Genomic DNA, 16424 nt, shown 5'->3' with positions numbered 1-16424 from the left:
CTTTTACGATAAGTGTTAAAAATAATATGTTTCAACCGGTTAGCTTATTTATAGGGCTTAGATATAGTCGCTCATCTAAAGGAAATGCGTTTATATCGTTTATTTCGTTTTTTTCTATTGCCGGTATCGCTATTGGTTTAATGGCATTATTTACGGTAAGCAGTGTAATGAACGGGTTTGAAAATAGCCTAAAAACCAATATGCTTGGACTTATTCCGCATGTTGAAGTTAGCGCAGGTAAAAACACTGCCACTCAAATGGGCACTCTTAAAACCGACCTCGAACAATCTCCTTATGTTGATCATGTAAGCTTATATCGCCACGGCGAAGCTATTTTGCAAACAAATAAAGACTTGCACGGCGTTTTACTACAAGGCCTTTATAACGATAGCGGTTCTTTGTATAAAATTACCGATAAAATAGTGCAAGGCGATTGGAAAACTGTATTAAACAAAAATTACAACATTGCTATAAGCCGTTATTTGAGTCGTAAATTAGGTGTTAGTGTGGGTGATAAGCTTCGCGTTATTATGCCTAACGCTTCGACGTATACACCTCTTGGGCGAGTACCCAGCCAACGTTTATTTAAAGTTGCCGCAATATACGAAACCGGATCTGAGATAGATATGGCACTTGCGTTTACAAGTGGCACTTCGCTACAGCGGGTACTAAAGATGGATAAAAATACCGCCCCAAATTTAAGTGTTTCATTGCACGAACCTTTCGAATTAGATGAATTTATTGAAGCAAGCCAACGTATTTTAAAAGATCACAATTACAGTGATTGGCGCAGTACCCAAGGTACTCTATTTGCAGCCGTTGCCATGGAAAAACGCATTATGACCATGCTTTTAGCTTTAATTGTGCTGGTGGCTGTATTTAATATTGTATCGGCATTAACCATGATGGTAAGCGAAAAACAAGGTGAGGTAGCCATACTACAAACGTTAGGTTTAACACCTTCGCAAGTGCAAAAAGTATTTATGGTGCAAGGCTTATATAACGGTGTAATTGGAACTGCAATAGGTGCATTTTTAGGTGTAATACTTAGTTTATATATAAATGAACTACTTGCATTAGTGGGCTTGAATTTACTGGCAGGTATAGAACTTCCGGTAAAATTTGATATTTTTAGTTTAGTAATAATAGCGTTTGCCAGTATTGCTATGAGCTTTTTAGCTACCTTATATCCTGCGCGTAAAGCCGCAAAAGTAAAACCAGCAGAGGTATTACGTTATGAATGATTTAGTGATTAGTTGTGAAAATTTAAGTAAAGTTTATCAAGATGGCAGCAACCAAGTTGAAGTATTAAAAGGTGTTGATTTAGCGCTGCAGCAAGGTGAAATGCTCGCTATTGTAGGGAGTTCTGGCTCTGGTAAAAGTACGCTTTTACACATACTTGGCACATTAGATACCGCAAGCTCAGGTAGCGCTAAAATTAAAAACCAAGAAGTTGCAAAACTTTCGCGAACAGAGCAAGCCGCATTTAGAAACCAAAATTTGGGCTTTATCTATCAATTTCATCACTTATTAATGGAGTTTAGCGCAGTTGAAAACGTGGCTATGCCATTATTAATTAAAGGCTTGAGTGCAAAAGAAGCCAAAGCTCAAGCGCTCGATATGCTCGAAAAAGTCGGCCTTGCACATCGCAGCTCGCATAAACCGTCTGCGCTTTCTGGTGGAGAGCGCCAGCGCGTGGCCATTGCCCGCGCACTGGTTACTAAACCTGCGCTTGTGCTTGCTGATGAACCAACCGGTAATTTAGATAAACAAAATGCGATTAAAATTTACGATTTAATTAATGAGCTTAACCAAAGCTTAAACACGAGTTTTGTGGTAGTTACACACGATTTAGAACTTGCCGATAAGCTAGGCAAAATAGCTTATTTAGACGATGGAAAATTAGCTATTAAAGAGTCGCAGCATGTTGCTTAGTGCATTTTTAAGTAAACGTTTTAGAGCCTATTCAGGCCACAAAGATGAAAAAAACGGCTTTGTTAGTTTTATCGCTAAAGCGTCGACTATTGGTATTTTATTAGGTGTCGCGGTTTTAATTGTGGCGCTGTCGGTAATTAATGGTTTTGAGCAGCAACTAGTACACCGTTTACTAAGTGTTGTGCCGCAGGTTGAATATGTAGCACCAAGTAGACCCATCGCGAATTGGTCGCAAAAAGTTGAGGATTTACAAACACAACCGCATGTAACAGGGGCTGCGCCATTTATTGCAGTGAATGGGATGGCGCAATATAAAAGCCAGCTAAAAGCGATAGAAATTCGAGGTGTTGAGCCATCGCTCGAGAGTAATGTATCGGCGGTAAACCAGTTTACCAGTGGTAAATTGGTCAGCCAGTTAGGCCTTGACGATGTAATTTTAGGTAAGCAAATAGTAAAACAGCTAGATGCAAAAGTAGGCGACAACATTACGTTACTTATTCCGCAAATAGGCCAAAAAGGTCAGTCATTATTAGCGCCTAAACGCGTAACACTTAACCTTGCAGGTGTTATAGAAATGGGAGGCCCCATTGATAGTACCGCTGCATTTATACATCTTAATAAAGCGCAGCAAACATTGGGTTACGATGAAACTCAAGTAACAGGGCTGCGGTTAAGTGTTGATGATGTGTTTTCGGCGCACCAAATAGCGCTAAAAGTGGGCCAAACTATTGACGACTATGTGTATGTTTCTAGTTGGTTCAGAACCCAAGGCAGCCTTTATCAAGATATTCAAATGGTACGTACCATTGTCTATATTGTGGTGTTTTTAATTATAGCGGTAGCCAGTTTTAATATTGTGTCCTCTTTAGTGATGGAGGTTCGCGAAAAACAAGGCAATATCGCAATTTTAAAAACCATGGGCGCGAAAGACAGTACTATTTTAGCCACCTTTGTAATGCAAGGCTTAATGCAAGCATTTGTAGGCGTGGCACTAGGAACACTAATTGGTGTGGTATTAGCGCTTAATATAAGTGAGCTTTTTACGTGGATAAGCCAATTATTTGGAGCCAATCCACTTGAGGGCGTTTATTTTATAGAGTTTTTACCAAGTAAATTAGTACTCGAAGACATTGGTATTACAGTGATTGTTACGTTTGTGCTTGCGATACTTGCCACTATTTATCCTGCATGGCAAGCAACGCGCGTAGATCCTGCCAAGGTGCTTGGTAACTAGGTATAAGAAGCTCAGATAAAAATTAATAGGGTGGTATTAGTAAACCTGTTAAACTAGGCGCTTATTTAAAATTAAGCAATAACTGCTTGGTTGCTATACCTCACTTTGGGATTTACTTTGACTAATAACGATATTTTACGCCGCATTCGCTACACTTTTAACTTAACTGATACTGCTATGGTCAATGTTTTTGCATCAGCAGAGCATACGGTCACCAAAGAGCAAGTAATTGCATGGTTAACTAAAGAAGGTGAAGAGGCTTTTACCCCAATAAGTGATACTGAGTTTGCTAGCTTTTTAAATGGGTTTATTAATACCCAACGTGGCAAACGCGAAGGTGAGCAACCAGAGCCTGAGAAAAAGCTAAACAACAATATTATCTTTATGAAGCTACGTATTGCTTTAAATATGAAAGCAGAAGATGTCATAGCAACACTTGCACTTGTTGATTTTGACTTAAGTAAACATGAGTTAAGTGCATTTTCTCGAAAAGTAGATAACAAACATTACCGTGTTTGTAACGATCAAATATTACGCTTGTTTTTAACCGGCGTACAAAAGCAGCATCGTCCAGAAGAGTCTGCTGAGTAATTGATTTTAGCTAATTAGTTTTTAGCTAATTAGCTTTTAGTTAATGGGCTTGTGTAAGTGCAATGCTACATAAAGCCTATTATCAATGGTAAACCCCAACACTTAAAAATTAAATACATTTATAACAACACCAAGTTACTTATTGGTTTACTTGCGTGTAAAAATTATATTGCCCCCGCACAAATAGTTCACAGATTTACGCTAATTTTGGCAAAATAAAGATAATAATTGCATTCGTAAGCTATAACGCTGTAAAGCTCGGCCATAACAGCGTAGGATCAGCTTACTTTCGAATGAAAATTAGGTTTGCACTTTAGGTGCATTAACATATAAAAAATTATGCAACTAACTGCAAAACCATCACTTCCTAATGCGTTACTTATTTCTATTAGCACACCACAATTTAAAGGTGACGAAGCAACAGAGTCGCTTGCAGAGCTTGCGCGTTTGGTGACTACGTTAGGATTTAAAGTAGTAGGTACGCAATCGCAAAAGCAAAGCTCAACTCAAAAAGTTAATGTACTGGGCTCAGGTAAACTAGCTGAAATAGCTCACCTTACCGGCAATAAAGGGATGGTTGAAGACGAGCAAGAAGATAATTTACTTGATGAAGACCCTTTAACCGAAATATCCTCAGAAATCCCATCAAACGATTTAGATTTTGCATGTGCCGATGTAGTGGTATTTGACTGCGATTTAACGCCCTCTCAACTGCGTAATGTTGAGAACCAATTAGGTGTAGAAGTATTTGATCGCACTGGTATTATCATTGAAATATTTAGCCGTCATGCGCGTACTAAAACAGCAAAATTACAAGTTGAAATTGCTCGCCTTAATTATGTCGCGCCACGACTGCGTGAAACATCAACAGGCGATAAAGAACGCCAAATGGGTAAAGGTGCGGGTGAAACCACACTTGAGCTTAATCGCCGTAAGGTGCGCGATCAGTTAGCAGAATTAAAGCGCGAACTTGTTAGTGTTCAAGATGTAATGATGGACAGACGTACGCAGCGCTCTGAGCTATTCTCAGTTGCCTTAATTGGTTACACCAATGCGGGTAAATCGTCAATGATGCGCGCAATTACAGGTAGCGATGTAGAAGGCGAAAACAAACTTTTTGCAACGCTAGATACCACTGTTCGCGCGCTGTATCCGATTACCCAGCCTCGTATATTGGTGTCAGATACGGTTGGTTTTATTAAAAAATTACCTCATGATTTGGTTGCTTCATTTCATTCAACGCTCGCTGAGGCACATGATGCATCGTTACTGTTATATGTTGTAGATGCTTCAGATCCTTCTTTTCGCTCACAACTTGAAGTAGTACATAAAGTACTGGCAGAAGTTGGGGTAGAAGGTAGCAAAAAATTATTAGTACTGAATAAGTCAGACCAATTAAGTACTGAACAGCAGCAGTCTCTAATGGATGAGTTTCCTGATGCGATGATGACCTCTACGCGTAATCCAGATGATATTAGTAAATTGCACAAATACATTATTGGCATTGCTCAAGAGGACATGATTGAAGAAGAGATTGTTATACCGTACACAGCCAAAGGTATCGTGGGCGAAATTCGATCGAGTATGAGTGTTGTTAAAGAAGAATATGAATACAGCCATATTAAATTAACAGTGCGCTCGAGTGCGATTGATTTAGAACGTTTAAAAAAGAGAATGTTGAATTTATAATAAATTCAGTACAATTCAGTTCATAAAAAGCAAAGCCAATTGGCTGTGCTTTTTAGTATTAGTCCTAACATACGTAAATTTAACGCTGCTAGCTCTGAACATAGCTCTGAGATAAATTCCCTATCCAGAGTCTCAGTTACTTAAAGACGAAACTAGGAAAAAGGATTTTCGCTTAGCTCTTCTTGCATTTGCTCACGCATTTTAAATTTTTGCAGTTTACCTGTTACTGTCATTGGGTAGTTTTCTACAAAACGGATATGTCGTGGCATTTTAAAGTAGGCTAGTTTGTCTTTTAAAAAGTCACGAATTGCTTGCTCATCAAGTACAGCATCTTCTTTTGGTTGGATCCAAGCGCACACTTCCTCGCCATACTTTTCATCGGTTATACCAAATATGGCAGCATCTTGAATGCCCGGGTAGGTGTAAAGTACTTCCTCTATTTCTCGAGGGTAAATGTTTTCGCCTCCGCGAATAATCATATCTTTTATACGCCCAACAATCGTGACAAACCCTTCTGTATCCATGACACCTAAATCGCCAGAGTGCAGCCAACCTTCCTCATCTATTGTGGCTTTTGTTTTAGTTTCGTCATTCCAATAGCAGCGCATTATGCCAGCACCTTTACTACACACTTCGCCAGGTTGACCAATTTTTTGAATGTTACCCAGCTCGTCAATTATTTTAACCTCGGTATGGGCAAGGGCGCGGCCAACTGTCGTTACTTGCCGCTCTATTGAAGAGTCTGTTTCGGTAATGTTGTTTATGGGGCTGCACTCCGTTTGCCCGTAAGCAATCAGTACTTGATGCATGTTCATTTGTGTTTGTACTTTGCGCATTACTTGCTCTGGGCATGTAGAGCCTGCCATTACACCCGTGCGTAAAGTACTTAAGTCATAATCGTTAAAATTACTTAGCTCAAGCTCACTAATAAACATAGTAGGTACACCGTGCAGCGCTGTACATCCTTCTTGTTGAACTACATCTAGTGTGGTTTTTGCATCGAACGAATCACTTGGGTAAATGGCTGCTGCACCTTTACTAACACACAATAAGCTACCCAATACCATTGCAAAGCAATGATATAACGGGATAGGGATACATAACTTGTCATCGCTCGTAAAGTGCATAGATTCGGCGACGAATAGCGCATTATTTAAAATATTTTTATGCGTGAGCGTTGCGCCTTTTGGGTTGCCTGTTGTGCCTGATGTAAATTGTATATTGATGTCTTGCTCAGCATTTAAGTTTTCACCTATTGCTTTTAATTCAAGCTCATGAGCAGCTGTTGGCAAGTTAACAACATCGTTAAAAGAGTGCATACCAGGAGATGCTTCATCGCCAATGCGGATTATATTTTTAAGAGTGGGTAGTGCTTTTAAATTAAGTGTGTACTTATCGCAAGTTGCAAGTTCTGGCGCTAAACCATTAAGCATTTCTAAGTAATCACTGCCTTTAAAATTTGATGCTGTGATCAGAGTAGAGCATTCAACACTATTTAAAGCATATTGTAATTCGTTAGGACGATATGCCGGGTTGATGCACACCATTATTGCGCCAATTTTTGCCGTTGCAAATTGGGTTAAGCACCACTCAATATTATTAGGAGACCAAATACCAACGCGTTCACCTGGTTTTACGCCAAGGGCAAGTAACCCCATAGCAAGCTGATTAACTTCTTTTTGAAATTCTTTATACGTTAATCTAATACCTTGGTGATGAACTACAACAGCTAACGCCCCTGGGTTTTTGTCGACAATAAAGTCAAAGTACTCGCCTATAGTTGAATTTGTTAAAGGTGTGCTTTGTATACCTTTAAAGTAGCTTTGAGATAACGGCAAGTGATTTATTTTCTCTACTTCTTTTACCGTAATAGTGTGTGTGTGCATTGCTCTCTCCATGGAAATGTGTGTGAGTTATTAAACTACAAAGTTAAAATAAACACATATTGTCGACAAAGAGAAGTGCGGTTAGACTAATGTATTATTAGATTAATAAAAGCTAATACTACTTTTTAGACACAAAAAAACGCGTCTTACACTGTAAGTACGCGTTTTTAAAAGAGTAATGAGTTTACATTTCGTCGCTGCGGTATGTTTTTTTCATGATGTAAACGTAAGCGTTTACAAAAGCATTTTCTTGGTACTTTTTAAGGCCTGTTTCTTCAAAATCAATAGGGATGGGGTTGCGTTTTAACTGCTCTTTAACTTCAGTTGTAGTAAATAAACGTACATCTAAGTTGTCGATTAATTGAATTGCAGTTTCCATTTTAAAGCCTTTTGCACTGCCAGCAAACTTACCTTTAGGCTGACGCTCACGAATTGCAACAGAATCAATTTGGTAATCTTGCATTAGTTTTGCAAAATCGAATTGAAATTTACGCATTACTTCAGTGTCGTTACCGTTACCTAAGGTAAAGCGTGTTTGGCGCACATCGCGAATATCAAATACGTCATTATCTTTACTTAAAATACAAAGTAGTACATCACTACCGGTAATTTCTACACCACATGTTCTCATGTCTATTCTCTAAAATAACTTAATTACGCAGTATTATACGCAACGCACATTAAAATGCGAGTGTGGGTATAGTTGTAGGCGCGTAATTAATGCATTGATGCTTTTATATTTTAATAAAATGATTTTTTTGCTTTAAAAGCTACATTTTGTGGATAAAACGGGTGGATTTCACCCCTTTAAACTTGTAATTAAATGCGCGGCACGCGACAATATATCTTTGTAGTTGAATAGACTCCTCATCTACATATATTAGTCAATGCTTATTCGTAAAAGCGTTGTCGAGTCATTCTCATTTAATTTATTAAAAATACACGTGATACATTGTAGGTGTCACCACTGTAGCAAGGATTTATAATGCCAGTTATTACTCTTCCAGACGGAAGTCAACGTAGTTTTGAAAACCCTGTAAGCACGCTTGATGTTGCAAACGACATTGGTCCTGGTTTAGCTAAAGCGACCATTGCGGGCCGTGTAAATGGCGACCGTGTTGATGCATGTGATAAAATTTTTGAAGACTCTCGTCTTGAGATCATTACCGCTAAAGACGATGACGGCCTTGAAATCATTCGTCACTCTTGTGCTCACTTAATCGGTCATGCAGTTAAGCAACTTTTCCCAGACGCAAAAATGGCAATTGGTCCTACCATTGATAACGGTTTTTACTACGATATCGATATGGATCATTCATTATCACAAGATGATCTTGAAGCAATTGAAAAGCGCATGTTGCAACTTGCAAAAACCAACTACGACGTAGTGAAAAAAACAGTAAGCTGGCAAGAAGCACGCGATACATTTGAAGCGCGTGGCGAAACATACAAAATAGAAATTTTGGACGAGAACATTGCAAAAGATGACCGTCCAGGGTTATATCATCACGAAGAATATGTAGACATGTGTCGTGGACCTCACGTTCCTAACATGAAATTTTGCCAAAACTTCAAAATAATGAAAGTGGCGGGTGCATATTGGCGTGGTGATTCAGAAAATAAAATGCTACAACGCATTTACGGCACCGCGTGGGGCGATAAAAAGCAACTTAAAGCGTATTTAAAACGCCTTGAAGAAGCTGAAAAACGCGATCACCGTCGTATTGGTAAAGCGCTTGATTTATGGCATTGGCAAGAAGAAGCGCCAGGCATGGTATTTTGGCACAACGATGGTTGGAGCATTTACCGCGAGCTTGAAGAATTTGTACGTGAAAAATTACGCGAATATGAGTACGAAGAAGTAAAAGGTCCAATGATGATGGACCGTTCACTTTGGGAAAAATCAGGTCACTGGGAAAAATATTCAGAAGCAATGTTTACCACTGAGTCTGAAAAACGTGAATACGCAATTAAACCAATGAACTGTCCTGGTCACGTGCAAATCTTTAACCAAGGTTTAAAATCGTACCGTGATTTACCACTTCGTATGGCTGAATTTGGTTGTTGTCATCGTAATGAACCATCAGGTGCACTACACGGTTTAATGCGTGTACGTGGCTTTACCCAAGATGATGCTCACATTTTCTGTACTGAAGAGCAGATAATGGACGAAGTATCAGCGTGTATTAAGATGGTTTATGATACATATGAAACATTCGGATTTGAGAAGATTATCGTTAAGCTATCTACTCGCCCAGAACAACGCATTGGTGAAGACCATATGTGGGATAAAGCAGAGCTTGCTTTAGCTGATGCACTTAAGCTAAACGATATTGAATTTGATTATCTTCCGGGCGAAGGCGCGTTTTACGGTCCGAAGATTGAATTTACTTTGTACGATTGTTTAGACAGAGCGTGGCAGTGTGGTACAGTGCAATTAGACTTTGCTTTACCGGGTCGTTTAGGTGCTACTTATGTAGCAGAAAATAACGAACGTCGTACCCCTGTAATGATACATCGTGCTATTTTAGGTTCTATTGAACGCTTTATTGGCATTTTAACTGAAGAGTACGCTGGATTATTCCCGACGTGGCTTGCACCAAAGCAAGTGGTAATTATGAATATTACCGATAAACAGGCTCCTTATGTTAAAGAAGTTGTACAAAAATTAAATAAACTTGGAATTAGAGCCGCTGCTGACTTGAGAAATGAGAAGATTGGCTTTAAAATCCGTGAGCATACACTGAAGCGTATTCCATATTTACTTGTTGTTGGCGATAAAGAAGTTGAACAGCAAGAAGTAGCAGTGCGTACTCGCACAGGTGAAGACCTTGGCAAATTTAATGTTGATGATTTTGTAGCTAAAATTAGCGAAGAAATTAAAAATCGACAGTAAAAACCGAGCGTGTAGGGCATTAACAAACAGCCAATTACACGCTTATATTATTGATATTCTTGGAGGAACGTACTATTAGAGGCGGCAAGAAAGGGCAACAAACAGCTCAAAAAAATCGTATTAACGAAGAAATTACAGCGCAAGAAGTTCGTTTAATTGACATTGAAGGCGAACAAGCTGGAATTCAGTCATTACAAGACGCGCAAACTATGGCCGATGCAGCGGGTGTTGATCTTGTTGAGATCAGTCCAAACGCTGAGCCGCCTGTTTGTAGAATCATGGATTACGGTAAGTTCATCTTTGAAAAAAGCAAAGAACTAAAAGAGCAGAAGAAGAAGCAAAAGCAAATCCAGATAAAAGAAATCAAATTCCGTCCCGGTACGGATGAAGGTGATTATCAGGTTAAGCTTCGCAACTTACGTAAGTTCTTAGAAGCTGGCGATAAAGCTAAGATTACTATCCGCTTCCGTGGTCGTGAAATGGCTCACCAAGAAATTGGTATAGAATTATTAAACCGTATCAAAACCGATTTAGAAGAGCTTGCTGTAGTTGAGTCTTTCCCAAATCGTGTTGAAGGCCGCCAAATGGTTATGATGATGGCGCCTGTTGCTAAAAAATAATTTTTAAGCGATAATACGCACCGAAATTAGCTCAGGTCTGCAAGCAATATGCGAATATTCACCTGAGTTAACCGGTTTTAAAGTAAGATTGCGGCATTTATGTTGGGTCTTCACCGGAACATGGCAGTAAGTCAGGCCTAAAAGTGGAGCTATAGCAATATATCTCACGCCTGCTTACTAATTTAAAAGCAATACAATTGGAGTTATTGCAATGGCTTATAAGCTAAAAAGTCACAGTGGCGCTGCTAAGCGTTTCAAAAAGACTGCTTCTGGCGGTTTCAAGCGTAAACAAGCGCATCTTCGTCATATTCTGACTAAGAAAACTTCTAAGCGTAAGTTACACCTACGTCCTAAGATGATGGTTCATAAAAATGACCATGGTCTAGTTTCACGTATGTTACCGTTCGCTTAATAGGGGTTTTTAGAAATGGCAAGAGTTAAACGCGGCGTTGTCGCACGTGCACGTCACAAAAAAGTTTTAAAACAAGCAAAAGGTTACTACGGAGCACGTTCACGTGTTTACCGCGTAGCTTTCCAGGCTGTTACTAAAGCGGGTCAATACGCTTACCGTGACCGTCGTGCGAAGAAACGTACTTTCCGTCAATTATGGATTGCACGTATCAATGCTGCTTCACGTCAAAATGGTCTGTCTTACAGCCGTTTTATCAATGGTCTTAAAAAGACTTCTGTAGAAATCGATCGTAAGATCCTTGCAGATATCGCTGTTTACGACCAAGTTGCATTCGCAGCGCTTGTAGAAAAAGCAAAAGAAGGCCTAGCCGCTTAAGCTTTTTTGTATAAGTATTAAAGAGGAGCCTATGGCTCCTTTTTTTGTGCCTGCTATTTAGTAGTTTTATTTCAATTACAAATACCTATCCGTAATAATATTTGCTCAAGTTGGGAGATTAAACCAACCTGCATAAATCTTTGAGTAATTTAACTAATTATACCAATCCGCAATAATACCTAATCAGTTTAAGGGATTAAATTTGACGTTAACTGCGTTAAAATATTTCTTATATAGAACAACTGTATAACGAAATTTTTGCCTAGCTCTAGCGTAATTTTCTTAATGTTATATAGACCCATATATGAGCAGATTGTTATTAAACCTAGCGTTAACGGCGCTAAAAATTCTGATTCAGTTCAACAATGAAGAGGAGTTTGAACCAGTTGTTTTTTTTAAAACTTTATATCGATTATTCGTTAGCGTAATAAAGCCTTAAATTTCAAACATAAGTGAGTCATATGCTATTGGCTGCTTTTTTTTGTTGAATCACCGCAGTTTTCTCATTATAAAAAATTAAGTTGATATAATTTATATAATTAAGGCGTTTGTTAGAGAATTTTATGTTTGCAAGTTTACTCGTTTTATCTGCAAGTGTGGCGTATGACGCACATTTACCTCTACTCATTGAGTGGCAGGGAAAAAGTGTAGAGCTTTTACAAAAACAGGGCCCATTAACAACCGATTTTGAGTTGTCTAACGGTGAGATATCGCCTAATTATGCAGATACTATGGCATTTGTTGATAGGCTTGTTGCAGCAAACCCTACTCAGTTTCAATCTCAAACTATTGGCTACAGTAACAGCAAACGTGCAATTAAGATGTTGATAGCGAGCGAGCAAGGTTTTTTTGAATCAGGACAAATGGCTAATAGCACTAAGCCGACTATTTTTATTCAAGCGGGAATACATTCTGGAGAGATAGACGGTAAAGATGCCATGTTTATGCTGCTCAGAGACATAGCCACGGGTAAGCGTCGTGACATTTTAAAAAAGGTAAACATATTATTTATTCCTATTTTAAATGTAGATGGACACGAACGTAGCAGTGCATTCAATCGTATCAATCAGCGAGGCCCTACAAAAATGGGCTTTAGAACAAATGCTAATAACCTTAATTTAAATCGTGATTTTACTAAATTAGATACCCCAGAAGTTAGAAGCGTTTTAAAGGTTATTAACGACTACAACCCAAATTTATACATTGATGTACACGTAACCGATGGCGCAGATTACCAATACGATGTGACTTATGGTTACAATCCGGTATTTTCAAGCGAATCGCCTGCGGTATCTGATGCTTTAAATCAATTTTTTTAAACCCCTAATAGATGAGACGCTAGCTAAACAAGGACATACGCCAGGGCCACTTGTTTTTGTTATGGATAAGCGAGATTTTAAAAAAGGGTTAGCGGGGTGGGTTGCTACGCCGCGTTTTTCAAATGGTTGGGGGGATTTAAAGTCATTACCGACTATTTTAGTAGAAAATCATTCATTAAAGCCATACAAGCAACGTGTTTTAGGAACTTACGTATTTTTAGATGGTGCTATTAATGCACTATCTAAACATGGTCATGAGTTAGCTAATGCAGTTAAAAAAGAACAAGAATTTGTTCCTAAACAGTTAATAGTCAAGCGTGGCTATGCCAAGCAGGCTGATACGATTACACAATTTAAAGGTATTGAATATTCATCAAGCATGAATGCGCTCTCGGGCCAAAATGAAGTTAAGTATTTAGGTAAAGCACATACATATACTGACTTACCTATTTATTGGCAAAAAGATGTACAGCATACAGTTGAAGTACCCAAAGCGTTCTTTATTCCGCCTGTATACATTGATATTATAGAAAAGTTGAAACTACACGGTGTCTCTATTAATAAGCTGGAAGGTGAAAATACACAGCCTTTAAAAGTAGCAAAGGTGGCAGAGTATACGTTTGACAAAGCGCCATTTGAAGGTCGTTTTAGAGTATCAGCGAGTTTTGATTATATCCCTGCAATTAATGTTGATTTAGATGGTTGGTACCAAGTAACAACTCAACAAAAAGCAGGTGAGCTTGCAGTGCATTTATTACATCCTGAAGCGCCAGACTCATTTTTTGCTTGGGGGGAATTTAATACAATTTTTCAGCGAACAGAATACATGGAAAATTATGCGCTCATTCCATATGCTCGTCAAATGCTAAAAGATAATCCGAAACTTGCACTCGCGTTTGATAAAAAAATCAATGACGATAAGACGTTTGCTCAAGATGCGGACGCGCGTTTGAATTGGCTATATGAGCAAAGTCCGTTTTACGACCAAGCTTATTTAAAATATCCGATACTCATGTCGTTTGAAGAGAAGGTTGTTATACCGGATCAAAAGAATAAAGAAATATAATACGCCCTAGGGCGTGCAATACACAAATACTTGTAGGGCATAATAGGTGTGTTATGAAAATACTAGCTCATTTATAATCGGCTAGTATGGTTGACTTTTTACTTTGATGATTGAAATAACATATAAGTATAAAAGATAAAAATAAGCAGACTGTTTTTTAAAATAGCTGTATAATTTAACCAGTTTATTTGATAAATAAGAAATAAAATGTCTCTAAATCACGTAGATCGCCAAATTTTGGCACTTTTACAACAAGATGCCAGTTTATCAACAGCTGAAATTGCTGATAAAGTCGGCTTGTCACAATCACCTTGCTGGCGACGCATCGCAAAACTTGAGCAAGATGGATACATAAAAAGCAAAGTAGCTCTTTTAGATGAGAAAAAACTAGGCTTTGATATGTTGGTATATGCACATGTGCGCTTATCAAATCATGGTAAGAAAAACCTTGCTGAGTTTGAAAAGCTGATTATGAGCTACGACCAAGTGACTGAGTGTTACACTATGGCTGGAACAATGGACTTCATGCTACGTATTATTTCACAAGGCATTGAAGGCTATGAGCACTTTGTCCGTGATAATTTATTAAGCTTAGAATACGTACAAGAAGTACATTCTAATGTAACAATGACATGTGTAAAACGTAGTACTTCTCTTCCTTTATAAAAGCACTTTCTTTTTAAAGCTAAACTGCTTTAGTTTAGCTTAACCACACAATGACAATTGTTAACTGAGCGCTGATTTGATAGAATTTAGCGCTTTTTTTATACCCATTATACCATTTGAGGAACTCAATGTTTAACTTACTCAGTAGGGCGCCAAGCTCTGCTAAAAACGATATACTGTCTGGATTGACTGTGGCGTTAGCCTTAGTTCCAGAAGCTGTTGCGTTTGCCTTTGTAGCAAATGTAGAACCTTTAGTTGGTCTATATGCCGCGTTTATCGTTGGTTTAATTACGGCAATATTTGGTGGCCGTCCTGGTATGATTTCAGGTGCAACCGGTGCCTTAGCTGTTGTTATGGTAAGTTTAGTACTTGATCATGGTGTAGAGTACCTATTTGCTACCGTGCTCTTAATGGGGATATTGCAAATACTAGCGGGGATATTTAAGCTCGGAAAGTTTATCCGTATGGTGCCTCATCCGGTAATGCTGGGTTTTGTAAATGGTTTAGCAATTGTTATATTTTTAGCCCAGCTAGGGCAATTTAAAGTGCCTGACGGTATGGGCGGGCAAGAGTGGATGACAGGCAGTCCATTGTTTATCATGCTGGGATTAGTGGCATTAACAATGGCAATAATTCACTTTTTACCAAAACTGACTACAGCGGTTCCTTCGTCATTAGTTGCCATAGTAACAGTGACAGGATTAGTGATTGGTTTTGATTTAGAAGCGCATACCGTGCTTGATTTCTTAAAAGGAATGACGGGCGACGAAGCGGCAACAATAGCCGGCGGTTTACCAGAATTTCATATTCCTATGGTGCCTTTTAACTTTGAAACACTGCAAATTATTTTTCCGTATGCACTTATTTTAGCAGCTATTGGGTTAATTGAATCGTTATTAACGCTTAGTTTAATTGACGAAATAACAGAAACACGCGGCCACAGCAACAAAGAATGTATAGGTCAAGGCGCTGCAAATATTACCTGTGGTATGTTTGGTGCAATGGGGGGCTGTGCAATGATTGGCCAGTCTATGATAAATATAAATTCAGGTGGGCGCTCTCGTTTATCAGGGATAAGTGCTGCGCTTATGTTACTTGGTTTTATTATTTTTGCCTCAAGCCTAATTGAAATGATCCCATTAGCTGCACTTGTTGGTGTAATGTTTATGGTTGTACTGGGTACATTTGAATGGGCAAGCTTTAAAATGATGAAGCGTGTACCATTATCGGATGCGTTTGTAATTGTGCTTGTATCAGGTGTCACGGTTATTACCGATTTAGCAATTGCGGTGTGTGTAGGTGTTATCGTCTCAGCACTTGTATTTGCTTGGCAACATGCTAAACAAATATATACAACTAACTACATTGATGAAGAAGGCGCTAAAGTCTACGAGCTACATGGTCCGTTATTCTTTGGTTCGGTTAAAAACTTTTCTGAGTTGTTTGACGTAAAAAATGATCCTAAAAATGTGATTGTTGAATTTAAACATAGCCGAGTATCGGATCACAGTGCAATAGAAGCAATTGATACGCTTGCTGAAAAATATACAAAAGCCGGTAAACAACTTCACTTGCGTCACTTAAGTAAAGACTGTACTCAGTTATTACATAAAGCTCGCGATTTGGTTGAAGTGAATGTGATTGAAGATCCAACTTATAAAGTTGCTTCAGACAAGCTTGCATAATTACTTATTCAATAAATAGCATTAAAAAAGCGAAAGGTTACGGCCTTTCG

At 38.6% G+C, this 16424-nt stretch carries 13 protein-coding genes and 1 pseudogene; 12 read left to right on the top strand and 2 right to left on the bottom strand.

Annotated features, from left to right (window positions below; translation table 11 throughout):
- Nucleotides 1-26: 26 nt before the first annotated feature.
- The 5 genes from P20495_RS17520 to hflX all read left to right on the top strand — a co-directional run bounded on the left by P20495_RS17520 (nt 27) and on the right by hflX (nt 5449).
- Nucleotides 27-1244 carry a lipoprotein-releasing ABC transporter permease subunit gene (locus P20495_RS17520; protein ID WP_008134013.1) on the top strand — a complete coding sequence of 406 codons (1218 nt, stop codon included), beginning with the start codon at nt 27-29 and terminating at the stop codon, nt 1242-1244.
- Nucleotides 1237-1935 carry a lipoprotein-releasing ABC transporter ATP-binding protein LolD gene (gene lolD, locus P20495_RS17525; RefSeq protein WP_007375330.1) on the top strand — a complete coding sequence of 233 codons (699 nt, stop codon included), beginning with the start codon at nt 1237-1239 and terminating at the stop codon, nt 1933-1935. The genes P20495_RS17520 and lolD overlap by 8 nt, the downstream gene beginning before the upstream one ends.
- Nucleotides 1925-3169: a lipoprotein-releasing ABC transporter permease subunit gene (locus P20495_RS17530; RefSeq protein ID WP_008134012.1), complete on the top strand. Its 1245-nt coding sequence runs from the start codon at nt 1925-1927 to the stop codon at nt 3167-3169. The genes lolD and P20495_RS17530 overlap by 11 nt, the downstream gene beginning before the upstream one ends.
- Nucleotides 3170-3286: 117 nt before the next feature.
- A complete protein-coding gene (locus P20495_RS17535; protein WP_002960721.1) occupies nt 3287-3760 on the top strand; it encodes a DUF1456 family protein in 474 nt (157 codons plus the stop codon).
- A 339-nt stretch (nt 3761-4099) separates the two neighbouring features.
- Nucleotides 4100-5449: a GTPase HflX gene (gene hflX, locus P20495_RS17540; RefSeq protein WP_007375328.1), complete on the top strand. Its 1350-nt coding sequence runs from the start codon at nt 4100-4102 to the stop codon at nt 5447-5449.
- 152 nt (nt 5450-5601) lie between these two features.
- Here the strand turns inward: hflX and P20495_RS17545 are convergent, their stop codons facing one another.
- Both P20495_RS17545 and P20495_RS17550 read right to left on the bottom strand, forming a co-directional pair.
- Nucleotides 5602-7335 carry an AMP-binding protein gene (locus P20495_RS17545; RefSeq protein ID WP_008134009.1) on the bottom strand — a complete coding sequence of 578 codons (1734 nt, stop codon included), beginning with the start codon at nt 7333-7335 and terminating at the stop codon, nt 5602-5604.
- A 184-nt stretch (nt 7336-7519) separates the two neighbouring features.
- Nucleotides 7520-7966 carry a DUF3010 family protein gene (locus P20495_RS17550; RefSeq protein ID WP_002960715.1) on the bottom strand — a complete coding sequence of 149 codons (447 nt, stop codon included), beginning with the start codon at nt 7964-7966 and terminating at the stop codon, nt 7520-7522.
- A 354-nt stretch (nt 7967-8320) separates the two neighbouring features.
- On the opposite strand from P20495_RS17550, the gene thrS reads away from it, so the two are divergent.
- The 7 genes and pseudogenes from thrS (at nt 8321) to P20495_RS17575 (ending at nt 16374) form a co-directional block, all read left to right on the top strand.
- Complete coding sequence (gene thrS / locus P20495_RS17555) at nt 8321-10231, top strand: threonine--tRNA ligase (RefSeq protein ID WP_008134007.1); 1911 nt, start codon at nt 8321-8323, stop codon at nt 10229-10231.
- A 59-nt stretch (nt 10232-10290) separates the two neighbouring features.
- Nucleotides 10291-10851 carry a translation initiation factor IF-3 gene (gene infC, locus P20495_RS17560; RefSeq protein ID WP_007375325.1) on the top strand — a complete coding sequence of 187 codons (561 nt, stop codon included), beginning with the start codon at nt 10291-10293 and terminating at the stop codon, nt 10849-10851.
- Between the two features lie 211 nt (nt 10852-11062).
- On the top strand, nt 11063-11263 hold the full coding sequence (rpmI, locus tag P20495_RS20080) for a 50S ribosomal protein L35 (RefSeq protein WP_002960713.1): 201 nt from the start codon (nt 11063-11065) through the stop codon (nt 11261-11263).
- 15 nt (nt 11264-11278) lie between these two features.
- Nucleotides 11279-11638, top strand: coding sequence for a 50S ribosomal protein L20 (rplT, locus tag P20495_RS17565; protein WP_002960711.1), 360 nt, complete (start codon nt 11279-11281; stop codon nt 11636-11638).
- Nucleotides 11639-12201: 563 nt separating this feature from the next.
- Nucleotides 12202-14023 (top strand): annotated as a pseudogene (locus tag P20495_RS20075) (M14 family metallopeptidase).
- A 207-nt stretch (nt 14024-14230) separates the two neighbouring features.
- Nucleotides 14231-14689: an Lrp/AsnC family transcriptional regulator gene (locus P20495_RS17570; RefSeq protein WP_007375323.1), complete on the top strand. Its 459-nt coding sequence runs from the start codon at nt 14231-14233 to the stop codon at nt 14687-14689.
- Between the two features lie 128 nt (nt 14690-14817).
- The gene (locus P20495_RS17575) at nt 14818-16374 is read left to right on the top strand and encodes a SulP family inorganic anion transporter (protein WP_008133998.1); all 1557 of its coding nucleotides are present in this window, start codon (nt 14818-14820) and stop codon (nt 16372-16374) included.
- Nucleotides 16375-16424: the final 50 nt, after the last annotated feature.

It is taken from the genome of Pseudoalteromonas sp. BSi20495 (assembly GCF_000241185.1).
Taxonomy (GTDB): Bacteria; Pseudomonadota; Gammaproteobacteria; order Enterobacterales; family Alteromonadaceae; genus Pseudoalteromonas; species Pseudoalteromonas fuliginea.
This window is presented reverse-complemented; position numbering and strand designations above follow the sequence as displayed.

Coding starts and splice junctions, on each gene's coding strand:
- P20495_RS17575 (WP_008133998.1), top strand. CDS start 14,818: ATGTTTAACTTACTCAGTAGGGCGCCAAGCTCTGCTAAAAACGATATA.
- rplT (WP_002960711.1), top strand. CDS start 11,279: ATGGCAAGAGTTAAACGCGGCGTTGTCGCACGTGCACGTCACAAAAAA.
- P20495_RS17520 (WP_008134013.1), top strand. CDS start 27: ATGTTTCAACCGGTTAGCTTATTTATAGGGCTTAGATATAGTCGCTCA.
- rpmI (WP_002960713.1), top strand. CDS start 11,063: ATGGCTTATAAGCTAAAAAGTCACAGTGGCGCTGCTAAGCGTTTCAAA.
- hflX (WP_007375328.1), top strand. CDS start 4,100: ATGCAACTAACTGCAAAACCATCACTTCCTAATGCGTTACTTATTTCT.
- thrS (WP_008134007.1), top strand. CDS start 8,321: ATGCCAGTTATTACTCTTCCAGACGGAAGTCAACGTAGTTTTGAAAAC.
- P20495_RS17550 (WP_002960715.1), bottom strand. CDS start 7,966: ATGAGAACATGTGGTGTAGAAATTACCGGTAGTGATGTACTACTTTGT.
- P20495_RS17545 (WP_008134009.1), bottom strand. CDS start 7,335: ATGCACACACACACTATTACGGTAAAAGAAGTAGAGAAAATAAATCAC.
- P20495_RS17530 (WP_008134012.1), top strand. CDS start 1,925: ATGTTGCTTAGTGCATTTTTAAGTAAACGTTTTAGAGCCTATTCAGGC.
- lolD (WP_007375330.1), top strand. CDS start 1,237: ATGAATGATTTAGTGATTAGTTGTGAAAATTTAAGTAAAGTTTATCAA.
- P20495_RS17570 (WP_007375323.1), top strand. CDS start 14,231: ATGTCTCTAAATCACGTAGATCGCCAAATTTTGGCACTTTTACAACAA.